Here is a 17,129-nt window from a genome sequence, read left to right as displayed (position 1 = left end):
GCTGCGGCAGACCGAAGGATTCTTTCGTGAATTTCGCTCTCTACCGGGAGTTGCTGGCCGTCCAGCCCATCAGGCGGTTGCTTCTGGTCGGCATGATCGCCCGTATTCCGCACTCGGCGGCCGGAGTGCTGCTGACCCTGCACATCGTCCTCACCCTGGGCCAGGGGTATGCGGCTGCGGGTGCGGCCGCTGCCGTGATGACCATTGGTATCGCCCTTGGTGCTCCCTGGCGGGGGCGGCGGGTGGACACCGTAGGGCTGCGCAAGGCCTTGATTCCCTCTGTCGTGTCCGAGACCGTCATCTGGTCCATAGTGCCGCACGTCTCCTACCAGTGGCTCCTTCCCCTGGTGTTTGTGGGCGGGTTGCTCACGCTGCCTATCTTCAGCGTGGTACGCCAGTCCCTCGGCGTCCTGGCCGACGGCGAACAGCGCCGGACCGCTTTCGCGCTGGACGCGATCACCACCGAAGTCGTCTTTATGATCGGTCCGGCCGCGGGCGCCATCGTCGCCACCAGCGGCTTCAGCGTGGCGGGCCTGACCATCGTGGGCGTCTGCACGTCGCTGGCCGGCCTGTTCCTGATGTGGTTCAATCCGCCAACACGAAGTGCTGCTTCCGGCGACGACTGTGAGGCGGACCAGCAGCGTGCGGCCGAGGCCGCCGTGGTCTCCACAGCCCCGGCCCACCTGCAGGAAGCCGCCGCGGACCTGGCCCCGGCTGCGGCCCACCATGCCCGCAGCGCCGGGCTGAAGGAGAAGGTTGCGGGCAGCTTCACCTGGTTCACCGCCACCGTGGCCGCACTCTTCGCCGTTGCCGCCGGCGCGGGAATGGTCCTCAGCGGCACGGATGTGGGGATTGTGGCAGCGCTGGAAACCGGCGGCCACCAGGCCGAGATCGGCATCGTTTTCCTGTTCTGGTGCGCAGCTTCCGTCGTGGGCGGGCTCATTTACGGTGCCATGCACCGGCCCGTATCGCCCATTGTCCTGCTCCTCGGCATGGCAGCCCTGACCATCCCCATGGGGTTCGCCCATGACACCTGGACGCTGGCCCTGGTTGCCATCCTTCCCGGGCTCCTGTGCGCCCCGGTACTCTCGTCAGCCTCTGAGAAGGTGGCGGACCTGGTGGATGAGGCGAGGCGCGGCGAGGCGATGGGCTGGTACGGCTCCGCCCTCACCGCGGGAGTTGCGCTCGGCGCGCCCCTGGCTGGCATCTTCATCGACCGGATCGGGCCGTCCGGGGGCTTTGTCTCGGTGGGAGCGGCTGGCGTGGTGCTGTGCCTCATCGGACTGGTGCTCCAGCGGCGCCGCAGAAGCAAAATCACAGCCTAAGGCACAGAGTTTTTGTCCAGGTATGCGGACTTGAGATACGTCTAAGCCTGCATAGCTGGACAAAAACTCCAAGGGTCAACGCACGACGGCGGGCCTCCCCTCGGAAGGGAAGGCCCGCCGTCGTGAACTGCTCAGTAGTGCGTTACGGCGTCAGTTGACCGCGCCGGTGTACTTCTCGCCCGGGCCCTTGCCCGGAGCGTCGGGGATCAGCGACTCCTCGCGGAAGGCCAGCTGAAGCGAACGCAGGCCGTCGCGCAACGGGCCTGCATGCTGGGAACCGATCTCGGGGGCGGCCGCGGTCACCAAACCGGCCAGGGCCGTGATCAGTTTCCGGGCCTCGTCCAGGTCCTTCAGCTCCTCGGCATTGTCTTCCGCAGCAAGGCCAAGCTTGACCGCGGCGGCACTCATCAGGTGAACGGCTGCGGTGGTGATGACCTCGATGGCCGGCACTTCCGAAATGTCGCGAATCTGCTGGGAGACGTCGGAACCGGCGTCCGCAGGCTCGAAAACGTATGAATTACTGTCTGGGGTGCTCATACTGGTAAGCTTGACACAGACCGACTGGATGTCGTTATTTCAGAGATTGTTCCAAACGATCAAGGTTCCCACCGGCGCTTCACTGCGTTGACGGGAATTTTTTCTGTAAGATGGCATGCAGTTTGCAAGCGGAGTTCTCTCCCACCCGCGTCAGCCGCTGTTCCGCAGGATCCATGGAACGCAAGGTTGCCGGGTACTGGTTGGCAGCGGAACCGGCATATGCCGGAACCATCCGTGCAGTCCCTTGAGCGGGACGCGCACAGCCAATCCTCGAGGCCTTCGATTGCTCCGGCAATTGGGGGCCTTCTCTATTTGCCGGGATCCCACAACAACACAGGAGCTTTAACATTAGCGAGCCAAGAATCAATGAGCGTATCCGCGTCCCCGAGGTGCGGCTGGTCGGCCCTGCAGGTGAACAGGTAGGAATCGTCCGTATTGAGGATGCCCTGCGTCTGGCCGCCGAGTCCGACCTTGATCTCGTTGAAGTTGCACCTCAGGCTAAGCCTCCGGTGTGCAAGCTGATGGACTTCGGCAAGTACAAGTACGAGGCCGCGGTCAAGGCACGTGAAGCACGGAAGAACCAGACGAACACGGTTCTGAAGGAAATCCGTTTCCGCCTGAAGATTGACACCCACGACTACGAGACCAAGCGCGGGCATGCACTGCGCTTCCTCGGCGCCGGGGACAAGGTCAAGGCAATGATCCAGTTCCGCGGCCGCGAACAGCAGCGTCCGGAAATGGGCATCCGGCTGTTGCAGCGTTTTGCCGACGACGTCGCTGAAGTTGGCGTGGTTGAATCCAGCCCGCGGATCGACGGCCGCAACATGGTCATGGTGGTTGGCCCGTTGAAGAACAAGGCTGAGGCCAAGGCTGAGGCACGCCGCGCAACGCAGCGGGCTGAAGCGAAAGCGCAGAACGAAGCCAAAGCAACCGGCCGTGTCGACGTTTCCGGCAGCGACCAGGCACCCTTGACGCAGTCCCTCGCGGACCTGCTTCCCGAGGGATTCACGGTGTCCACGGAACCGGAAGCAGTCGCTGAAGCTCCCGTGCAGGAGGCGGCTCCCGCCGTCGAACCTGCCGCTGCTGCCGCGCCTGCGGAGGAATCTGTCCAGGAGGCTCCCCAGCAGGAGGCTGTCAAGGAAGCTCCGAAGCAGGAGGCTCCCCGGAAGGAAGCCCCCAAGGCTCCCGCGCCGAAGGCCGCTGCCCCCGCACCGAAGGCTGCTGCACCGGCCCCCAAGCCCGTTGTTGAAAAGCCCGAAGCTGCCAAGCCGGCAGCTGCGGCGCCGAAGCCCGCAGCAGTTCCTGCTCCGCCGAAGCCGGTGGCCAGGCCCGCTGCACCCAAGCCCGCCGCCCGCCCTGCCCCCAAGGCAGTGCCCAAGCCGGCTGGCAAGAAGACCACTTAGTCCACAGCTGCCGGAGGTCGCCCTTCGGCAGTCAGCAACCAGTACGCCGCCCCCAGGGGCAGCTGCGCGATAGAACTGCAGGCCCAGCCTGCGGACATGTAAGGAGATCGGTTCCCATGCCGAAGATGAAGACCCACAGTGGTGCTAAGAAGCGCTTCAAGCTGACCGGCAGCGGCAAGCTGCGCCGCCAGCAGGCCAACCGCCGCCACTACCTCGAGCACAAGTCCTCCAGGCTGACCCGCCGCCTTGCCGGCGACAAGATCGTCTTCAAGGGCGACGCCAAGGTCATCCGGAAGATGCTCGGCATCTAGTTTCCAAGTTCTTTGACGGACCACCACCTGGTGTAAGTCACCTACCAAAAAGCCTTCTCAGGCCGCCGGGGAATTCCGGCAGTAGATGCTTGGGAGCAGAATTTTCGAAGGAGTACGCACGTGGCACGTGTGAAGAGGGCGGTCAACGCCCACAAGAAGCGCCGGGTTATCCTTGAACGCGCAAAGGGCTACCGTGGACAGCGTTCACGCCTGTACCGCAAGGCAAAAGAGCAGCTGCTGCACTCGTTTGTCTACAGCTACGGCGACCGCAAGAAGAAGAAGGGCGACTTCCGCCGCCTGTGGATCCAGCGTATCAACGCTGCTTCCCGCGCCAATGGCCTCACTTACAACCGCCTCATCCAGGGCTTGAAGGCCGCTGAGGTTGAGGTTGACCGCCGTATGCTGGCCGAGCTGGCCGTCTCGGACGCCAACGCCTTCGCTGCGCTGGTCCAGGTGGCCAAGGACTCGCTGCCGGCCGACACCTCCGCCAAGAAGGTTGTCGCTGCACAGTAGCACCTGCCTTCCCTCATGCGAGGGGCAGTTCAGGAACTGGTGGCCCTAGCCACTAAAGTTTCCTATATGAACGAAACCGGGCGCCCGCAGGATTTTCCACTCTCCAACCCCCGAGCAGATCGGGTGAAGGACGTGGCAAAACTTGCCGGGCGCCCGGCGCGTTTAAAGCGCGGGCAGTTCCTGGCCGAAGGGCCCCAGGCAGTCCGCGAAGCGCTGAAGCTCCACCAACAGCGCCTCGCCGAGGGAGCCCCGGGGGTGGTCACCGAGGTGTTCGCCAGCGAAGCCTGCCTGGACCGGTTTCCCGAGTTCGAGGAGCTCTCTGAGGGCACAAACGCGCGGCTGGCCACAGACGAGGTCCTGGCCGCCATGGCAGACACCGTTAACCCGCAGGGCATCATTGCCGTCTGCCGTTTCCTGGATGTGGCCCTTGAAGAAGTGCTCGACGCCGGCCCGCGCCTGATTGCCGTACTGTGCCAGGTCCGTGATCCGGGCAATGCCGGAACCGTCCTCCGCGCGGCGGATTCCGCGGGAGCAGACGCGGTGGTTCTCACCGGCTCCAGCGTTGACATCTACAACCCCAAGGCGGTCCGCTCCACGGCCGGATCCCTGTTCCACCTTCCGGTGGTGCTGGGAGCCGACGTCAACGAACTGGCAGCGGCGTGCCGGGCGCGGGGAATTGGTATCCTGGCTGCTGACGGCTACGGTTCCCTCAACCTCGATGCGCTGCAGGACGAGAACGCCAGGCGCCGGCTGACCGGAGACGGAGCCCCGTCGGAGTACGACCTGGAAAATCCCACGGCCTGGCTGTTCGGCAATGAGGCCCAGGGGTTGTCCCAAGAGGAGCTAGACCTGGCGGACCACCGTGTGGCGGTGCCTGTCTACGGTGCTGCAGAAAGCCTCAACCTGGGCACTGCAGCCACCGTCTGCCTCTACGCCAGTGCGCGTTCGCAGCACCTGCCGGCCGCCCTGACGGCGTAGCTTTTCGTACGTACCCACACGCAGCGAGGGCCCCGGTTTCCCCGGAGCCCTCGCTTGTGTGAAATTTGCTATTTACCCGGAACTCAGGGCGCGCGTGAGGTTTTGCCGCGCCCGGTGATGGCACCGTAGATGCCGGCGACCACCAGGCCGCCTACGATGGCGAGAATCCACGTGCCGAGATCGAAGAAGGCGAGATCGCCCCTGTTGAAGAGCAGGCTGCCGATCCAGCCGCCCACAATTGCCCCTACCACGCCAAGAACGAGGCTGGTGACCCAACCGCCGCCTACCCTGCCGGGCATCACGGCTTTAACGATGGCGCCAACAATGAGGCCGAGAATAATCCAAGCAAGAAAACCCATGTCTCCTCCTTATAGTGACCGGGATAAACCCTCCCGATGAGCATCAAGCTAACATAGGGGCCTGCACACTGTCAGCATGCTTAGGGTTTGGTGCTGGTGGATGGAATCAGGCGGTCAGCGGCCTTTTGCGTTCCAGCAGGCCGCTTATTACGGCGACGCCCAGGCCCAGGACGGCAAGGCATGCGCCCACCAGTGCGGGGGCAACGTAGCCCCATCCCCAGGCGATGACCAGCCCGCCCAGGAAAGCGCCGAGGGCGTTGGCAACGTTCAGGGCGGCATGGTTCAGGGACGACGCCAGCGATGGTGCGTCCGGGGAGGCGTCCAGCAGGCGGGTCTGCAGCGCCGGTACGAGCATGGAGCCCGCAGCGCCCACCACAAAGACCATCACCAGGGCTGACCAGGGCCACTCAGCAGCGATCGCGTAGACCACCAGGGCCACCGCGATGGCAGGCAGGACGCTGTAGAGCGTACCCATCACGGATTTGTCGGCGATCCTGCCGCCGACGACGTTGCCGGCCACCATGCCCAGTCCGTAAAGGGCCACTACCAGCGGAATCAGCGCCGACGGGAGTCCGGCCACGTGGGTCATCGTGTGGGAGATGTACGTGTAGGTGGCAAAGAAACCGCCGAAGCCGACGATGCCGATCATGATGGCAAGCCACACCTGGAGCCGCTTCAAAGCCCCCAGTTCACGGCGGATGCTGGCGTCAGGATGGGCCTCATGGAACGGAACAAAGCGCCAGATCAGCACCAGGGTCAGCACTCCGAGCAGGCCTACGAGGATAAACAGCAGCCGCCAGCCGTAGGTCTGCCCCACCCAGGTTGCCGCCGGAACCCCAACGACGTTGGAAATGCTCAGGCCCGCCATCACCATGGAGATCGCCCAGCCGCGGCGGGTGGGCGGCACGAGCGAGGCGGCGATGACGGCAGCAACGCCAAAAAATGCGCCATGCGGCAGCCCGGCCGCGAAACGCGAAACCAGCATGGTCCCGTAATCCGGGGCCAGGAAGGACGTGAGGTTGGCGACGGTAAAGAAGAGCATGAGTCCGAGTGCCAGGTTTTTGCGGGGAAGTTTTGCACCGACGGCGGCAAGCAGGGGTGCGCCAACCACCACTCCCAGCGCGTAGGCGGAGATGAGGTGCCCGGCTTCGGGCGTGCTGATGCCCAGGCCCTGTTCCACCTCCTTGAGCAGGCCCATCATGGTGAACTCGGTGACGCCGATTCCCACCCCTCCCATCGCCAGGGCGAGGATCGCCATCGCGATATTGGGGGAGGAGGTGCTTTTTGCCGTGGGCGACTGTAGGACGCTGCTCATGTGCCTGCTTTTCGAAGTGCTGGAGATACAAGGTTGGGCTGCAGCCACGGCAGTGGGGCTGGGATGAGGCCTGGACCCCCGGGAAAACGCCCGGCGGCATACAGGTATTCCCCGGGCGTGGAATGAGTGCCAGGGGCCTTTCCATTGTCCCCCATAGAATGGGGCGGTGACTGGACTGATACAGGTGGTGGGCGGAGCCGTAGTTGACCGCCTCCAGGAACCTTCCATGCTGCTCGTGGCGCGCCGCAGTGCGCCGGAGAAGCTGGCCGGGTTCTGGGAGTTCCCGGGTGGCAAGGTGGAACCGGGCGAAGAGCCGGAGGCAGCGCTCTGCCGCGAGCTGTCCGAGGAACTGGGAATCGGGGCGCGCCTGGGCGGGGAGCTTCAGGCCGAAGCCCGCCACGGCTGGCCGCTGAACGAACGGGCCAGTATGCGGGTCTGGTTCGCGGAAATCGTCCACGGTGAACCCCAACCCCTCGAAGACCATGATGAGCTGCGGTGGGTGTCCCTGGACAACCACGACGAGGTTCTTGGCCTGCCGTGGATTCCTGCCGACTTTCCCATCGTGCGTGCCTTGCTGGCGGAGCTGGCCCTGCCAGCAGGAAAAGGGCGCTCCTAGAAGAGGGTTTCCTGTCCTGCCGGGCCTGAGGTGCCGGGCAACGCACCGGATTCCGCGGGACGCAATGCTGACTTCGATGCGGTTGGCGGCAGCGAAGCAGGCTTTCCCGACGGTGTTGTTCCGGGAGCCCCCTCCGATGCCATGGCCGGGATGATGCCTGCCGGGTACTCCGCTTCCTCGCCGCGGGGATCGTCCAAGTCCCGGTGGCTGAAGCCGGACGAATGGGAAAAGCCGTGCCGTGCCTTGAAGTAGCGGACTTTCCCGGCGAGCCAGGTGCGGTATTCCTTTGGAGCGTAGGAACCGGTTCCGTACAGGCGCCGGTAGCGGCCGGCGAGCCCGGGATGGTTCGCGGCGATCCACTTCATGAACCATTCCCTGGTGCCCGGCTTCAGATACAGCGCACCGGCCGTTACGCCGGTGGCTCCGGCGGAAGCGAGGGAGGCGAAGAGTGAATCCAGGGCTTCGTCACTGTCCGAGAGCCACGGCAGGATGGGCATGGCCATAACCCCGCACGGCAGCCCGGCGTCACGAAGCCGGGACACAAGTTTCAGCCGCGCCCGTGGTCCCGGTGTGCCGGGTTCGACGGCTTCCGACAGCGCTTCGTCGGTCATGGCGAGCGAAATGCCGACGCCCACCGGGACCTGCGTGGCCGCACTCTTCAACAGCGGTATGTCCCTGGCCAACAGTGTTCCCTTCGTGAGGATGGACAGGGGAGTGCCGGAGTCGGCCAAGGCGCTGATGATCCCGGGCATCAGCTGATAGCGGCCCTCGGCGCGCTGGTACGGGTCCGTGTTGGTTCCCAGGGCCACCTGCTGGCGGGTCCAGGAAGGTTTGGCCAGCTCTTTCCGCAGGACCTCAGCCGCGTTGACTTTCACCACCACCTGGCTGTCAAAATCCAGCCCGGCGTCGAAATCAAGGTAGGTGTGGGTCTTCCTGGCGAAGCAGTACACGCAGGCGTGGCTGCAGCCGCGGTAGGGGTTGATAGTCCATTCGAAAGGCATCCGTGAACCGGCCGGAATTTTGTTGAGCACCGATTTGGCGGTGACCTCGTGGAACGTGATGCCGGCGAAATCAGGTGTGGTCACCGACCTGACCAGGCCGGCGAGGGGAAGCAAGGCAGCCGGCGCGCCAGTTGCAAGGGTTTCCGCCGGCGGCGGCAGCAGTGCTTGGGCATCCCATCTCATAGGGTCAATTCGAATGTATGTTCGAACTTAAGTCAAGCGTCACGCGGCTCTGGCAATCAATAACAACGGGGCTAGGGGCGGGTCAGGAGCTCCCACACCACGGTGATGGCCGCGCCCACTTCGGAGTTCCCCGCCTCCACGGTGAGGGATTCCACAGCAGCAGCCCGCTGCATCCGCGCCAGCGGCACCGGACCCTGGACCGGGGTGTTGTCCGCTACCGATACCACCCGTCCCAGCCGGGCGGAGGCGAGTTGGGCATACTGGCGGGCGGTCTCCAATGCGTCCAGCCACGCAGCCTCCCGGGCACGTGCCCGCACCGCTGCATCGTCGCTGAAGGTCAGTTCAAGGCCGTTCAGGCGGACCTCGTTGCCGCCTGCCCCGACGGCGTCTGAGATTGCGGCGGAGGCGGTATCGAGTGCGCGCAACCTTACGGTGAGCGTGCTGGCTGCAATGTATCCCGTGACGCGCTGTCCTTCGCCTTCCTTCCACGCGAGGTCCGCACGCACGTTAAGGCCGGTGGTGCGAATGCCGGACCCCTCAACGCCGTGCCGGCGGAAGGCGGAAGAGACTGCTTCGGAGCTGGAGCCCGCCCGGGAGTAGGCGGCCTCCACGGAGTCGGCACGGCACTCCACACCAATCGAAACCACCATCAGATCAGGGGCTGCCTCCGCCGAGCCGGTCCCGGTGACGCTCACAGTACCCGCTGGCTGCCCGCCGCCGGAGCCAGTGCCGCCGGAGTCAGTGTCACCATACTGAGTCCCACCGGATCCAGGGCCGCCGGGCTGGTACCCGTCAGGCCCGACGTCGTCACTTGCTTCATTGGGGTCAGGTTCCGTCTGCATGGGTTATGCCTCCACTTCAGAGGGATCGGGGCGCCCAGGCCGGCTCCGGGTCCCGAGGGCAGGGTAGCCGCCCGCCTGCAGTCCGGCATGCCGTTCGAAGATGTTGCCCGTGCCCGGATTCCCGGTACGGATCAGGGACCAGGCGGCGGCGAGGAAGTACAAAGGGAGGAAAGGGATACCCAGGCACCACGCGTACTGGGAGCAGTGCTTTTCCTCGTGCCCCAGCAGCGCCGGCCTGGACACCAGGTCGGCTGCGGTGCAGCGGCACAGGACCACGTTCCCCAGGGTGAACGCGGCGGCAAACGGCAGCCGCCACCGGTATCCGGCGGCAATAATCAGGCCCCGCGGGCCGTTGCTGAGTTCCGTCCTCGCCGCTGTGGCCACGGCGAGTCCGAGGACAGTGCTGCCGTTGACCACATTGGCTGCCAGCCGCAGCCGCTGCGGCACAGTCAGGGACGCCCGAAGCTCCGCAGGCTGCCGTGGTGTCATGAGGACATGGTAGCCGGGCCGTTCAATTAGACTGGAGGGCAGTGGCCGCCGGCTTTGCCGGTATGCCCTGACCATGTCATTGGATGCACTGATATTTGCACGTGAATATAGGGCATTCATCCAAGACCTGCCAGTGACGGACGAGCCGCCGGGGAACCGTGCAGGCTGCCCGTTCACCGGCAGCCACGACTCGTAGCTAAGAACAGTAGATGACTGAAACTTTGCCGGGCGCCGCCATCCCGAACCCCACGGATGAAGCCGCCATCACTGCCGCTGTAGACCAGGCCACCGCCGCCATCGCCGGCGCGGCCACCCTTGACGAGCTGAAGGCGGTGAGGCTCGCGCACACCGGTGAGAAGTCACCGCTCAGCCTCGCCAACCGCGAAATCGGCAGGCTGCCCAAGGACCAGAAGGCTGTCGCAGGAAAGCTGATGGGCGTTTCCCGCGGACGCGTCAACAAGGCGCTCGCGGACCGCACTGCAGAGCTGGAAGCGGAAAACGACGCACGGATCCTCCTCGAGGAGACGGTTGACGTCACCGCCGCTCCGCGCCGTCGTCGTGCCGGCGCCCGCCACCCCCTCTCCACGCTCCAGGACCGCGTCGCGGACATCTTCGTGGGCATGGGCTGGGAGATTGCGGAGGGACCGGAAGTTGAATCGGAGTGGTTCAACTTCGACGCCCTGAACTTCAAGCCGGACCACCCCGCCCGCGAGATGCAGGACACCTTCTTCGTGGAGCCGCCCGAGGCCCACCTCCTGATGCGCACCCACACCTCCCCGGTGCAGGTCCGCTCCATGCTGGAACGCGAGCTGCCCATCTACGTGCTGTGCCCGGGCAAGGTGTTCCGTACCGACGAGCTGGACGCCACGCACACTCCGGTGTTCCACCAGTTTGAGGGCCTGGCCATCGACAGGAAGCTCAGCATGGCTGACCTGCGCGGCACCCTGGAGCACTTTGCCCGGCAGATGTTCGGCGACGAAGCACAGATCCGGCTGCGCCCCAACTACTTCCCGTTCACCGAGCCGTCGGCGGAGCTGGACATCTGGCATCCCGGCGCCAAGGGGGGCCCGCGCTGGATCGAATGGGGCGGCTGCGGCATGGTCAACCCCAACGTGCTCCGCGCCGCCGGCATCGACCCGGACGTCTATTCAGGTTTTGCCTTCGGTATGGGCATTGAGCGCACCCTGATGTTCCGCAACGAGGTGGGGGACATGCGCGACATGATTGAAGGCGATGTACGTTTCAGCGAGCATTTCGGGATGGAGATCTAACAGTGCGTATCCCACTTTCCTGGCTGCGTGAATTCGCAGAGGTACCGGCCGGAGCTACGGCCGAAGAGGTAATGACCGAGTTGGTCAAGGTCGGCTTCGAAGAAGAGGACGTCCACCGTCCCACGGACACCCTGCAGGGTCCCATCGTGGTGGGCCAGGTCCTGAGCCTGGTCAAGGAACCGCAGACCAACGGCAAGACCATCAACTGGTGCCAGGTCCGCGTTGTCCCCGAGGGGCAGGAACAGACCCTCACCGGCAAGGGCATAGACCCCTCCGGCGTGCAGGGCATCATCTGCGGTGCCCACAACTTCGTGGAAGGCGACAAGGTAGTGGTGACGCTGCCGGGCGCGGTGCTGCCGGGCAACTTCCACATCTCGGCCCGGAAGACCTACGGACACCTCTCCGCCGGCATGATCGCCTCGGTGCGCGAACTGGGTATCGGCGAGGACCATGACGGGATCCTGGTGCTGTCCCGCATCGGGCTGGATCCGGAAATCGGCACCGACGCCATGAAACTCCTGGGCCTGTACGATGAAGCCGCGGAAATCAACGTCACCCCGGACCGCGGCTACGCCTTCTCCATACGTGGCGTTGCCCGCGAGTACGCCCACGCCACCGGTACCTCCTTCACCGATCCCGCGTCCCGCGTGAACGCTCCGGCGGAGCTTTCGGGCGGCTACGGCGTAAAGATCAACGACGACGCCCCCATCTACGGGAAGCCGGGCTGCGACCGGTTTGTGGCCCGCACCGTCCGCGGCGTGGACGCCACCCGGCCCACCCCGCCGTGGATGGTTTCCCGGCTGCGGCTGGCCGGCGTCCGTTCCATCTCGCTGCCCGTGGATATCTCCAACTACGTCATGTTCGAACTGGGCCAGCCCACGCACTGCTACGACCTCGACAAGCTGTCCGGGGACATCGTGGTGCGCCGGGCCCTGGCGGGTGAGAAGTTCACCACCCTGGATGACAAGGAGCGCGCGCTCGACGCCGAGGACCTCCTGATCACCGACGCTTCCGGTCCCATCGGGATCGCCGGTGTTATGGGCGGGGCGGCAACCGAGGTGGGCGATTCGACGTCGAACATCCTCGTTGAAGCCGCACACTTCGATGAAGTTTCCATCGCCCGCTCCCGCCGCCGGCACAAGCTGCCGTCCGAGGCGTCCAAGCGTTTCGAGCGCGGCGTGGACTGGCATATCGCCGATATCGCCGCACAGCGGGTGGTCGACCTCCTGGTGGAACTGGCCGGTGGCACGGCGGACGAGGGTGGAACCGACGTCGGGACCGCCCCTGACTCCGTCACGATTGAACTTCCGGCGGCCTTTGCTGCCGCCCGGATCGGCATCGATTTCACGGAAGAGCAGATCGTTACGTCCCTTGAGGACCTTGGCGCAGCCGTGGTGAAGAACGACGGCGGCTGGAGCGTTACTGCCCCGAGCTGGCGGCACGACCTGGAAACCAAGGAGGACCTCTCCGAGGAGATCGCCCGTCTGGTGGGTTACGACCAGATCCCCGCCACACTGCCGGTGGCCCCTCCCGGCCGCGGCCTCACGCGTGTGCAGCAGCAGCGCCGCCGCCTGATCCAGTCCCTGGCGGACGCCGGCCTCACCGAAGTGCTGTCCTACCCGTTCGTCTCGAAGGCTGCCAACGACACCTTTGGTATGCCTGAAGAGGGTGCTGCCCGCAGCGCCGTCAAGCTGGCGAACCCCATCAGCGAGGAACAGGGCTTCCTGCGAACTTCCATCCTGCCGGGACTCATCGAGGTGGCGAAGCGCAACCACTCGCGCGGTTTCCGCGATCTGGCACTCTTCGAGTCAGGCCTAGTGTTCCTGCCGGCCGAGGGGATGGGCACCGAGTCCATTCCGCCGCTCGGGGTGAAGCCTGCCGATGAGGTACTGGACCAACTGTACGACGGCGTCCCCGCCCAGCCGTTCCACCTTGCCGTGGTCCTCACGGGACACGATTCCCCTGCCGCGGCGGCCCATGCACCGCGCGTGTGGGACTGGGCAGATGCCCTGGACATCGCACGCCTTGCCGGGGACGTCCTGGGCGTCGAGGTAGTGGTCAGCCAAGGCAGCCACCAGGCATTCCACCCCGGACGCGCGGCGAAACTGTCCCTGCGGACAGGGGAAGTGGTGGGTTATGCGGGAGAGCTGCACCCCAAACTCCTCGCTGCGTCCGATATGCCGGCCCGCTCGGTGGCCCTGGAGATTAACGCCGACGCGTTGTTTGAGGCCGCGCCGGACGTGATCGTGGCGCGCCACATTTCCACGTTCCCGGTGGCCACCCAGGACGTGGCGCTGGTGGTCCCTGCGGAGGTACCGGCCGACGACGTGCTGGCCGCACTCCGCGAAGGTGCCGGTGAACTGCTGGAGGACGTAGCGCTGTTCGATGTCTACGCCGGCAAGGGCATTGAAGAGGGCAAGAAGTCTCTGGCCTTCGGACTCCGGTTCCGGGCAGATGACCGTACCCTCACGGCGGACGAGGCATCAGCCGCACGGGAAGGTGCTGTGGCCCTGGCGGCCGAGCGCTTCGGCGCCGTCCAGCGCTAAGCCCGCAGCTTCTACAGACAGGAGGTCCCGCAGCCTTGGTGCTGCAGGACCTCCTGTTTTCGTGTGGCAGGAGCCTACGGAATCAGCACGACCTTACCGGTGGTGCGGCGCCCTTCGAGGTCGCGGTGCGCCTGGGCCGCCTCCGCCAGCGGGTACTGGCCGCCGACCCGGACTTTGAGGCTGCCATCGGCAGCGGCAGCGAAAATTTCGTCCGAGCGCCAGCGCCGTTCCGCGGCATCCTGCAAATAGTGGGCCATGGTGGGCCTGGTCAGGAACAGTGAACCCCCTGCATTCAGGCGCTGCGGATCCACGGGCGGGACGGGGCCGGAGGCTGCGCCGAACAAGGCCAGCATGCCCCGGACGTGAAGGGCGCGAAGTGAACCGTCGAACGTATCCTTGCCCACCCCGTCATAGACCACGTCAACGCCCTTGCCGCCGGTGAGGTCCCGCACTGCATTGTCGAAGCCGTCGTAGCGCAGAACGTGGTCCGCCCCGGCTCCGAGCGCCAGGTCTTCCTTCTCGTCGGTGGACACGGTGGTGATGACCCGTGCTCCCTTGGCCTTGAGGAGCTGGATGAGCAGCAGGCCCACCCCGCCTGCGCCGGCATGGAGCAGGACGTTATGGCCAGCTTGAACCTTGAAGGTGGAATTGACCAGGTAATGGGCCGTCAGGCCCTGCAGCGGCAGGGCGGCTGCAGTGGCATCGTCAAGTCCCTCCGGCACCGGCAAGGCTTTATCAGCGTCCACCAGGGCATGGCCGGCGTAGCAGTCGTGGCCCTCCGCGGTAGCAATGCGGTCTCCCTCTGCGAATCCCGTAACCCCTTCCCCAAGCCCTACAACTGTACCTGCAGCTTCAGAGCCCGGAATGAACGGATACTGGACCTTGTACACGCCGCTGCGCTTGTATGTATCGATGAAGTTGACCCCCGCTGCCGCTACCTGGACAAGCAGTTGTCCGGGACCGGGAACGGGGCGCTCAACCGGTATATAGGAGAGGACTTCGGGACCACCGGCTTGCCCGGCGACAATGGCGTGCGTCATGGATTCCTTCCGCGGGCCGGAGTTTCCTTGCCCGGTCCACCCATCCTAGGCTTCAGGGATGGAGCGGGGACGTCCTCCCGCAGCAGTGTGTCCTAACGCCCTGCCGCGAACAGCTGTATGCATAAATATCGGACGTGGTGAATAAGTTTGCTGTAAGGTGGAGGCCATGACTATTTCTGTTGCAGTCTCAGGCGCCAGCGGTTACGCCGGCGGAGAGGTCCTTCGCCTGCTCGCGGGCCACCCGGACGTGACCATCGGAGCGATCACCGCGCACAGCAACGCGGGGTCGCGCCTGGGCGAGCTGCAGCCCCACCTGCACGGACTTGCCAGCCGGATCCTTGAGGACACCACCGTAGAGAACCTCTCCGGCCACGACGTCGTCTTCCTCGCACTGCCCCACGGCGCATCCGCAGACATCGCCGCCCAGCTTCCGGAAGGGACAGTGGTGATCGACGCCGGCGCCGACCACCGCCTGCAGGACCCCGCGGCGTGGGAAAAATTCTATGGTTCGGCGCATGCCGGCACCTGGCCCTACGGCCTGCCCGAACTGCCCGGCCAGCGGGAAGCCCTCAAGGGAGCCAGCCGTATCGCCGTGCCGGGCTGCTACCCGACGTCGGCCCTGCTGGCCCTGGCGCCCGGGTTCGCCGCCAACCTCCTCCAGCCCGACGACGTCGTCATCGTTTCCGCCTCCGGTACCTCCGGTGCCGGCAAGGCAGCGAAGGTCAACCTGATCGGTGCCGAGGTGATGGGGTCCATGAGCCCCTACGGCGTTGGCGGCGGGCACCGGCACACCCCCGAGATCGAGCAGGGCCTGTCCAATGCGGCAGGGGAACAGGTGACCGTTTCCTTCACGCCTACCCTTGCACCCATGAGCCGCGGGATCCTCACCACGGCAACGGCCAAGGTGGCGGCCGGAGTTACTGCAGAACAGCTGCGCCAGGCCTGGACCGACGCCTACGACGACGAGCCTTTTGTCCACGTCCTGCCGGAGGGGCAGTGGCCCGCCACCAAGTCCGTGCAGGGATCCAACCACGCCGCCATGCAGCTTGCCTTTGACCCGCACACCCGCCGGGTGATTGTCACCTGCGCCATCGACAACCTCACCAAGGGGACCGCCGGTGGCGCCGTCCAGTCCATGAACATCGCACTCGGCCTGGCTGAAGCGGCCGGCCTTGACCTGCAGGGAGTAGCCCCGTGACCATTACCGCACCCCGTGGATTCCGTGCCGCCGGCGTTACCGCCGGGCTCAAGGCCTCCGGCAACCCGGACCTTGCCCTGGTGGTCAACGACGGGCCCGCCAAAACAGCCGCCGCCGTGTTCACCAGCAACCGCGTGGCTGCTGCCCCCGTCCATTGGTCCCGCCAGGTGGTTTCGGACGGCCGGGTGGATGCCGTGGTCCTCAACTCCGGCGGCGCCAACGCCTGCACCGGCCCCACCGGCTTCCAAAACACCCACAGCACGGCAGAAAAAGTAGCTGAAGTCCTCGGCATCTCGGCGACCGACGTTTTTGTCTGCTCCACTGGCCTGATCGGTGAGCAGCTGCCCATGGACAAGATCCTTCCCGGCGTGGAGGCGGCCGCCACAGCCCTCAGCACCGACGGTGGACCTGCTGCGGCCACGGCCATCATGACCACCGATTCGGTGCCCAAGGCCGCCCTGTTTATCGGCACCGACGCAGACGGCCAGGAATTCAGCATCGGCGGCATCGCGAAGGGCGCCGGCATGCTGGCACCGGGCCTCGCCACCATGCTGGTGGTCCTCACTACGGACGCCGCGGTGGAAGCCGAAATGCTCGACGTCGTCCTCCGCGACGCCACCCGCGTCACCTTTGACCGGGCCGACTCCGACGGCTGCATGTCCACCAATGACACGGTGGTCCTGCTGGCCTCCGGCGCCTCCGGTGCCGTGCCGTCCGCGGAAATTTTTGGCGCCGGCCTCACCCAGGTGTGCGCCGAACTCGCCCGGAAGCTGATCGCGGACGCCGAAGGTGCCAGCCATGACATCGCCATCCGCACCTTCAACGCCGCCAGCGAAGCCGATGCCGTAACCGTCAGCCGCTCAGTGGCACGGTCCAACCTGTTCAAGGCCGCCATCTTCGGCAAGGATCCCAACTGGGGCCGTGTGCTTTCCGCCGTCGGCACCACCGACGCGGCGTTCGAACCGGACCAGTTGAACGTGGCCATCAACGGAGTCCAGATCTGCCGCAACGGCAGCATTGGCGATGACCGCAGCCTGGTGGACCTGGAACCGCGTGAGGTGCTGGTGGAAATCGACCTGCAGGCCGGCGACGCCGAGGCCACCATCTGGACGAACGACCTTACCCACGACTACGTGCACGAAAACAGCGCGTACTCCAGCTAGGAGCCCCGCGCCCCCGGCTGAAAAAACGTTGCGGAAAGT

17 protein-coding genes are annotated in these 17,129 nt (G+C 65.5%); 10 read left to right on the top strand and 7 right to left on the bottom strand.

What is annotated here, in order from left to right:
- The first annotated feature begins 26 nt into the window (after window positions 1–26).
- On the top strand, window positions 27–1,325 hold the full coding sequence (locus AC5RUQ_RS10200) for an MFS transporter (RefSeq protein ID WP_493947224.1): 1,299 nt from the start codon (window positions 27–29) through the stop codon (window positions 1,323–1,325).
- Between the two features lie 150 nt (window positions 1,326–1,475).
- Here AC5RUQ_RS10200 and AC5RUQ_RS10195 read toward each other — a convergent pair whose 3' ends face one another.
- On the bottom strand, window positions 1,476–1,862 hold the full coding sequence (locus AC5RUQ_RS10195; RefSeq protein ID WP_104042762.1) for a DUF1844 domain-containing protein: 387 nt from the start codon (window positions 1,860–1,862) through the stop codon (window positions 1,476–1,478).
- Window positions 1,863–2,251: 389 nt separating this feature from the next.
- On the opposite strand from AC5RUQ_RS10195, the gene infC reads away from it, so the two are divergent.
- The 4 genes from infC (at window position 2,252) to AC5RUQ_RS10175 (ending at window position 5,067) form a co-directional block, all read left to right on the top strand.
- A complete protein-coding gene (gene infC, locus AC5RUQ_RS10190) occupies window positions 2,252–3,265 on the top strand; it encodes a translation initiation factor IF-3 (protein WP_493947223.1) in 1,014 nt (337 codons plus the stop codon).
- A gap of 116 nt (window positions 3,266–3,381) precedes the next feature.
- A complete protein-coding gene (rpmI, locus tag AC5RUQ_RS10185; RefSeq protein ID WP_009358635.1) occupies window positions 3,382–3,576 on the top strand; it encodes a 50S ribosomal protein L35 in 195 nt (64 codons plus the stop codon).
- Between the two features lie 120 nt (window positions 3,577–3,696).
- Window positions 3,697–4,089 (top strand): 50S ribosomal protein L20, encoded by a 393-nt coding sequence (rplT, locus tag AC5RUQ_RS10180; protein WP_163164571.1) that lies wholly within the window; start codon window positions 3,697–3,699, stop codon window positions 4,087–4,089.
- A gap of 66 nt (window positions 4,090–4,155) precedes the next feature.
- Window positions 4,156–5,067: a TrmH family RNA methyltransferase gene (locus AC5RUQ_RS10175; RefSeq protein WP_493947222.1), complete on the top strand. Its 912-nt coding sequence runs from the start codon at window positions 4,156–4,158 to the stop codon at window positions 5,065–5,067.
- Window positions 5,068–5,150: 83 nt separating this feature from the next.
- Here the strand turns inward: AC5RUQ_RS10175 and AC5RUQ_RS10170 are convergent, their stop codons facing one another.
- Window positions 5,151–5,426, bottom strand: coding sequence for a GlsB/YeaQ/YmgE family stress response membrane protein (locus tag AC5RUQ_RS10170; RefSeq protein WP_163164575.1), 276 nt, complete (start codon window positions 5,424–5,426; stop codon window positions 5,151–5,153).
- 106 nt (window positions 5,427–5,532) lie between these two features.
- On the bottom strand, window positions 5,533–6,741 hold the full coding sequence (locus tag AC5RUQ_RS10165; protein ID WP_493947221.1) for an MFS transporter: 1,209 nt from the start codon (window positions 6,739–6,741) through the stop codon (window positions 5,533–5,535).
- 166 nt (window positions 6,742–6,907) lie between these two features.
- On the opposite strand from AC5RUQ_RS10165, the gene AC5RUQ_RS10160 reads away from it, so the two are divergent.
- Window positions 6,908–7,357 (top strand): (deoxy)nucleoside triphosphate pyrophosphohydrolase, encoded by a 450-nt coding sequence (locus tag AC5RUQ_RS10160; protein WP_493947220.1) that lies wholly within the window; start codon window positions 6,908–6,910, stop codon window positions 7,355–7,357.
- On the opposite strand, the gene AC5RUQ_RS10155 is transcribed toward AC5RUQ_RS10160, so the two are convergent.
- The 3 genes from AC5RUQ_RS10155 to AC5RUQ_RS10145 form a co-directional block, all read right to left on the bottom strand.
- A complete protein-coding gene (locus tag AC5RUQ_RS10155; RefSeq protein WP_493947219.1) occupies window positions 7,354–8,541 on the bottom strand; it encodes an Rv2578c family radical SAM protein in 1,188 nt (395 codons plus the stop codon). The genes AC5RUQ_RS10160 and AC5RUQ_RS10155 overlap by 4 nt on opposite strands.
- A gap of 71 nt (window positions 8,542–8,612) precedes the next feature.
- A complete protein-coding gene (locus AC5RUQ_RS10150) occupies window positions 8,613–9,383 on the bottom strand; it encodes an SIMPL domain-containing protein (protein ID WP_493947218.1) in 771 nt (256 codons plus the stop codon).
- A 3-nt stretch (window positions 9,384–9,386) separates the two neighbouring features.
- Window positions 9,387–9,872 carry a hypothetical protein gene (locus AC5RUQ_RS10145; protein ID WP_493947217.1) on the bottom strand — a complete coding sequence of 162 codons (486 nt, stop codon included), beginning with the start codon at window positions 9,870–9,872 and terminating at the stop codon, window positions 9,387–9,389.
- A 209-nt stretch (window positions 9,873–10,081) separates the two neighbouring features.
- Between AC5RUQ_RS10145 and pheS the strand changes: the two genes are divergently transcribed.
- Together pheS and pheT are read left to right on the top strand one after the other, a co-directional pair.
- Window positions 10,082–11,143 carry a phenylalanine--tRNA ligase subunit alpha gene (gene pheS / locus AC5RUQ_RS10140; protein ID WP_493947216.1) on the top strand — a complete coding sequence of 354 codons (1,062 nt, stop codon included), beginning with the start codon at window positions 10,082–10,084 and terminating at the stop codon, window positions 11,141–11,143.
- Window positions 11,144–11,145: 2 nt separating this feature from the next.
- Window positions 11,146–13,689, top strand: a complete 2,544-nt coding sequence (gene pheT, locus AC5RUQ_RS10135; protein WP_493947215.1) for a phenylalanine--tRNA ligase subunit beta — start codon at window positions 11,146–11,148, stop codon at window positions 13,687–13,689.
- A 74-nt stretch (window positions 13,690–13,763) separates the two neighbouring features.
- Here the strand turns inward: pheT and AC5RUQ_RS10130 are convergent, their stop codons facing one another.
- A complete protein-coding gene (locus AC5RUQ_RS10130; protein WP_493947214.1) occupies window positions 13,764–14,729 on the bottom strand; it encodes a quinone oxidoreductase family protein in 966 nt (321 codons plus the stop codon).
- A gap of 166 nt (window positions 14,730–14,895) precedes the next feature.
- On the opposite strand from AC5RUQ_RS10130, the gene argC reads away from it, so the two are divergent.
- Both argC and argJ read left to right on the top strand, forming a co-directional pair.
- Complete coding sequence (gene argC / locus AC5RUQ_RS10125) at window positions 14,896–15,927, top strand: N-acetyl-gamma-glutamyl-phosphate reductase (protein WP_493947213.1); 1,032 nt, start codon at window positions 14,896–14,898, stop codon at window positions 15,925–15,927.
- The gene (gene argJ, locus AC5RUQ_RS10120) at window positions 15,924–17,090 is read left to right on the top strand and encodes a bifunctional glutamate N-acetyltransferase/amino-acid acetyltransferase ArgJ (RefSeq protein ID WP_493947212.1); all 1,167 of its coding nucleotides are present in this window, start codon (window positions 15,924–15,926) and stop codon (window positions 17,088–17,090) included. The genes argC and argJ overlap by 4 nt, the downstream gene beginning before the upstream one ends.
- Window positions 17,091–17,129: the final 39 nt, after the last annotated feature.

Source organism: Arthrobacter sp. MDT2-3 (assembly GCF_059090465.1).
This window is presented reverse-complemented; position numbering and strand designations above follow the sequence as displayed.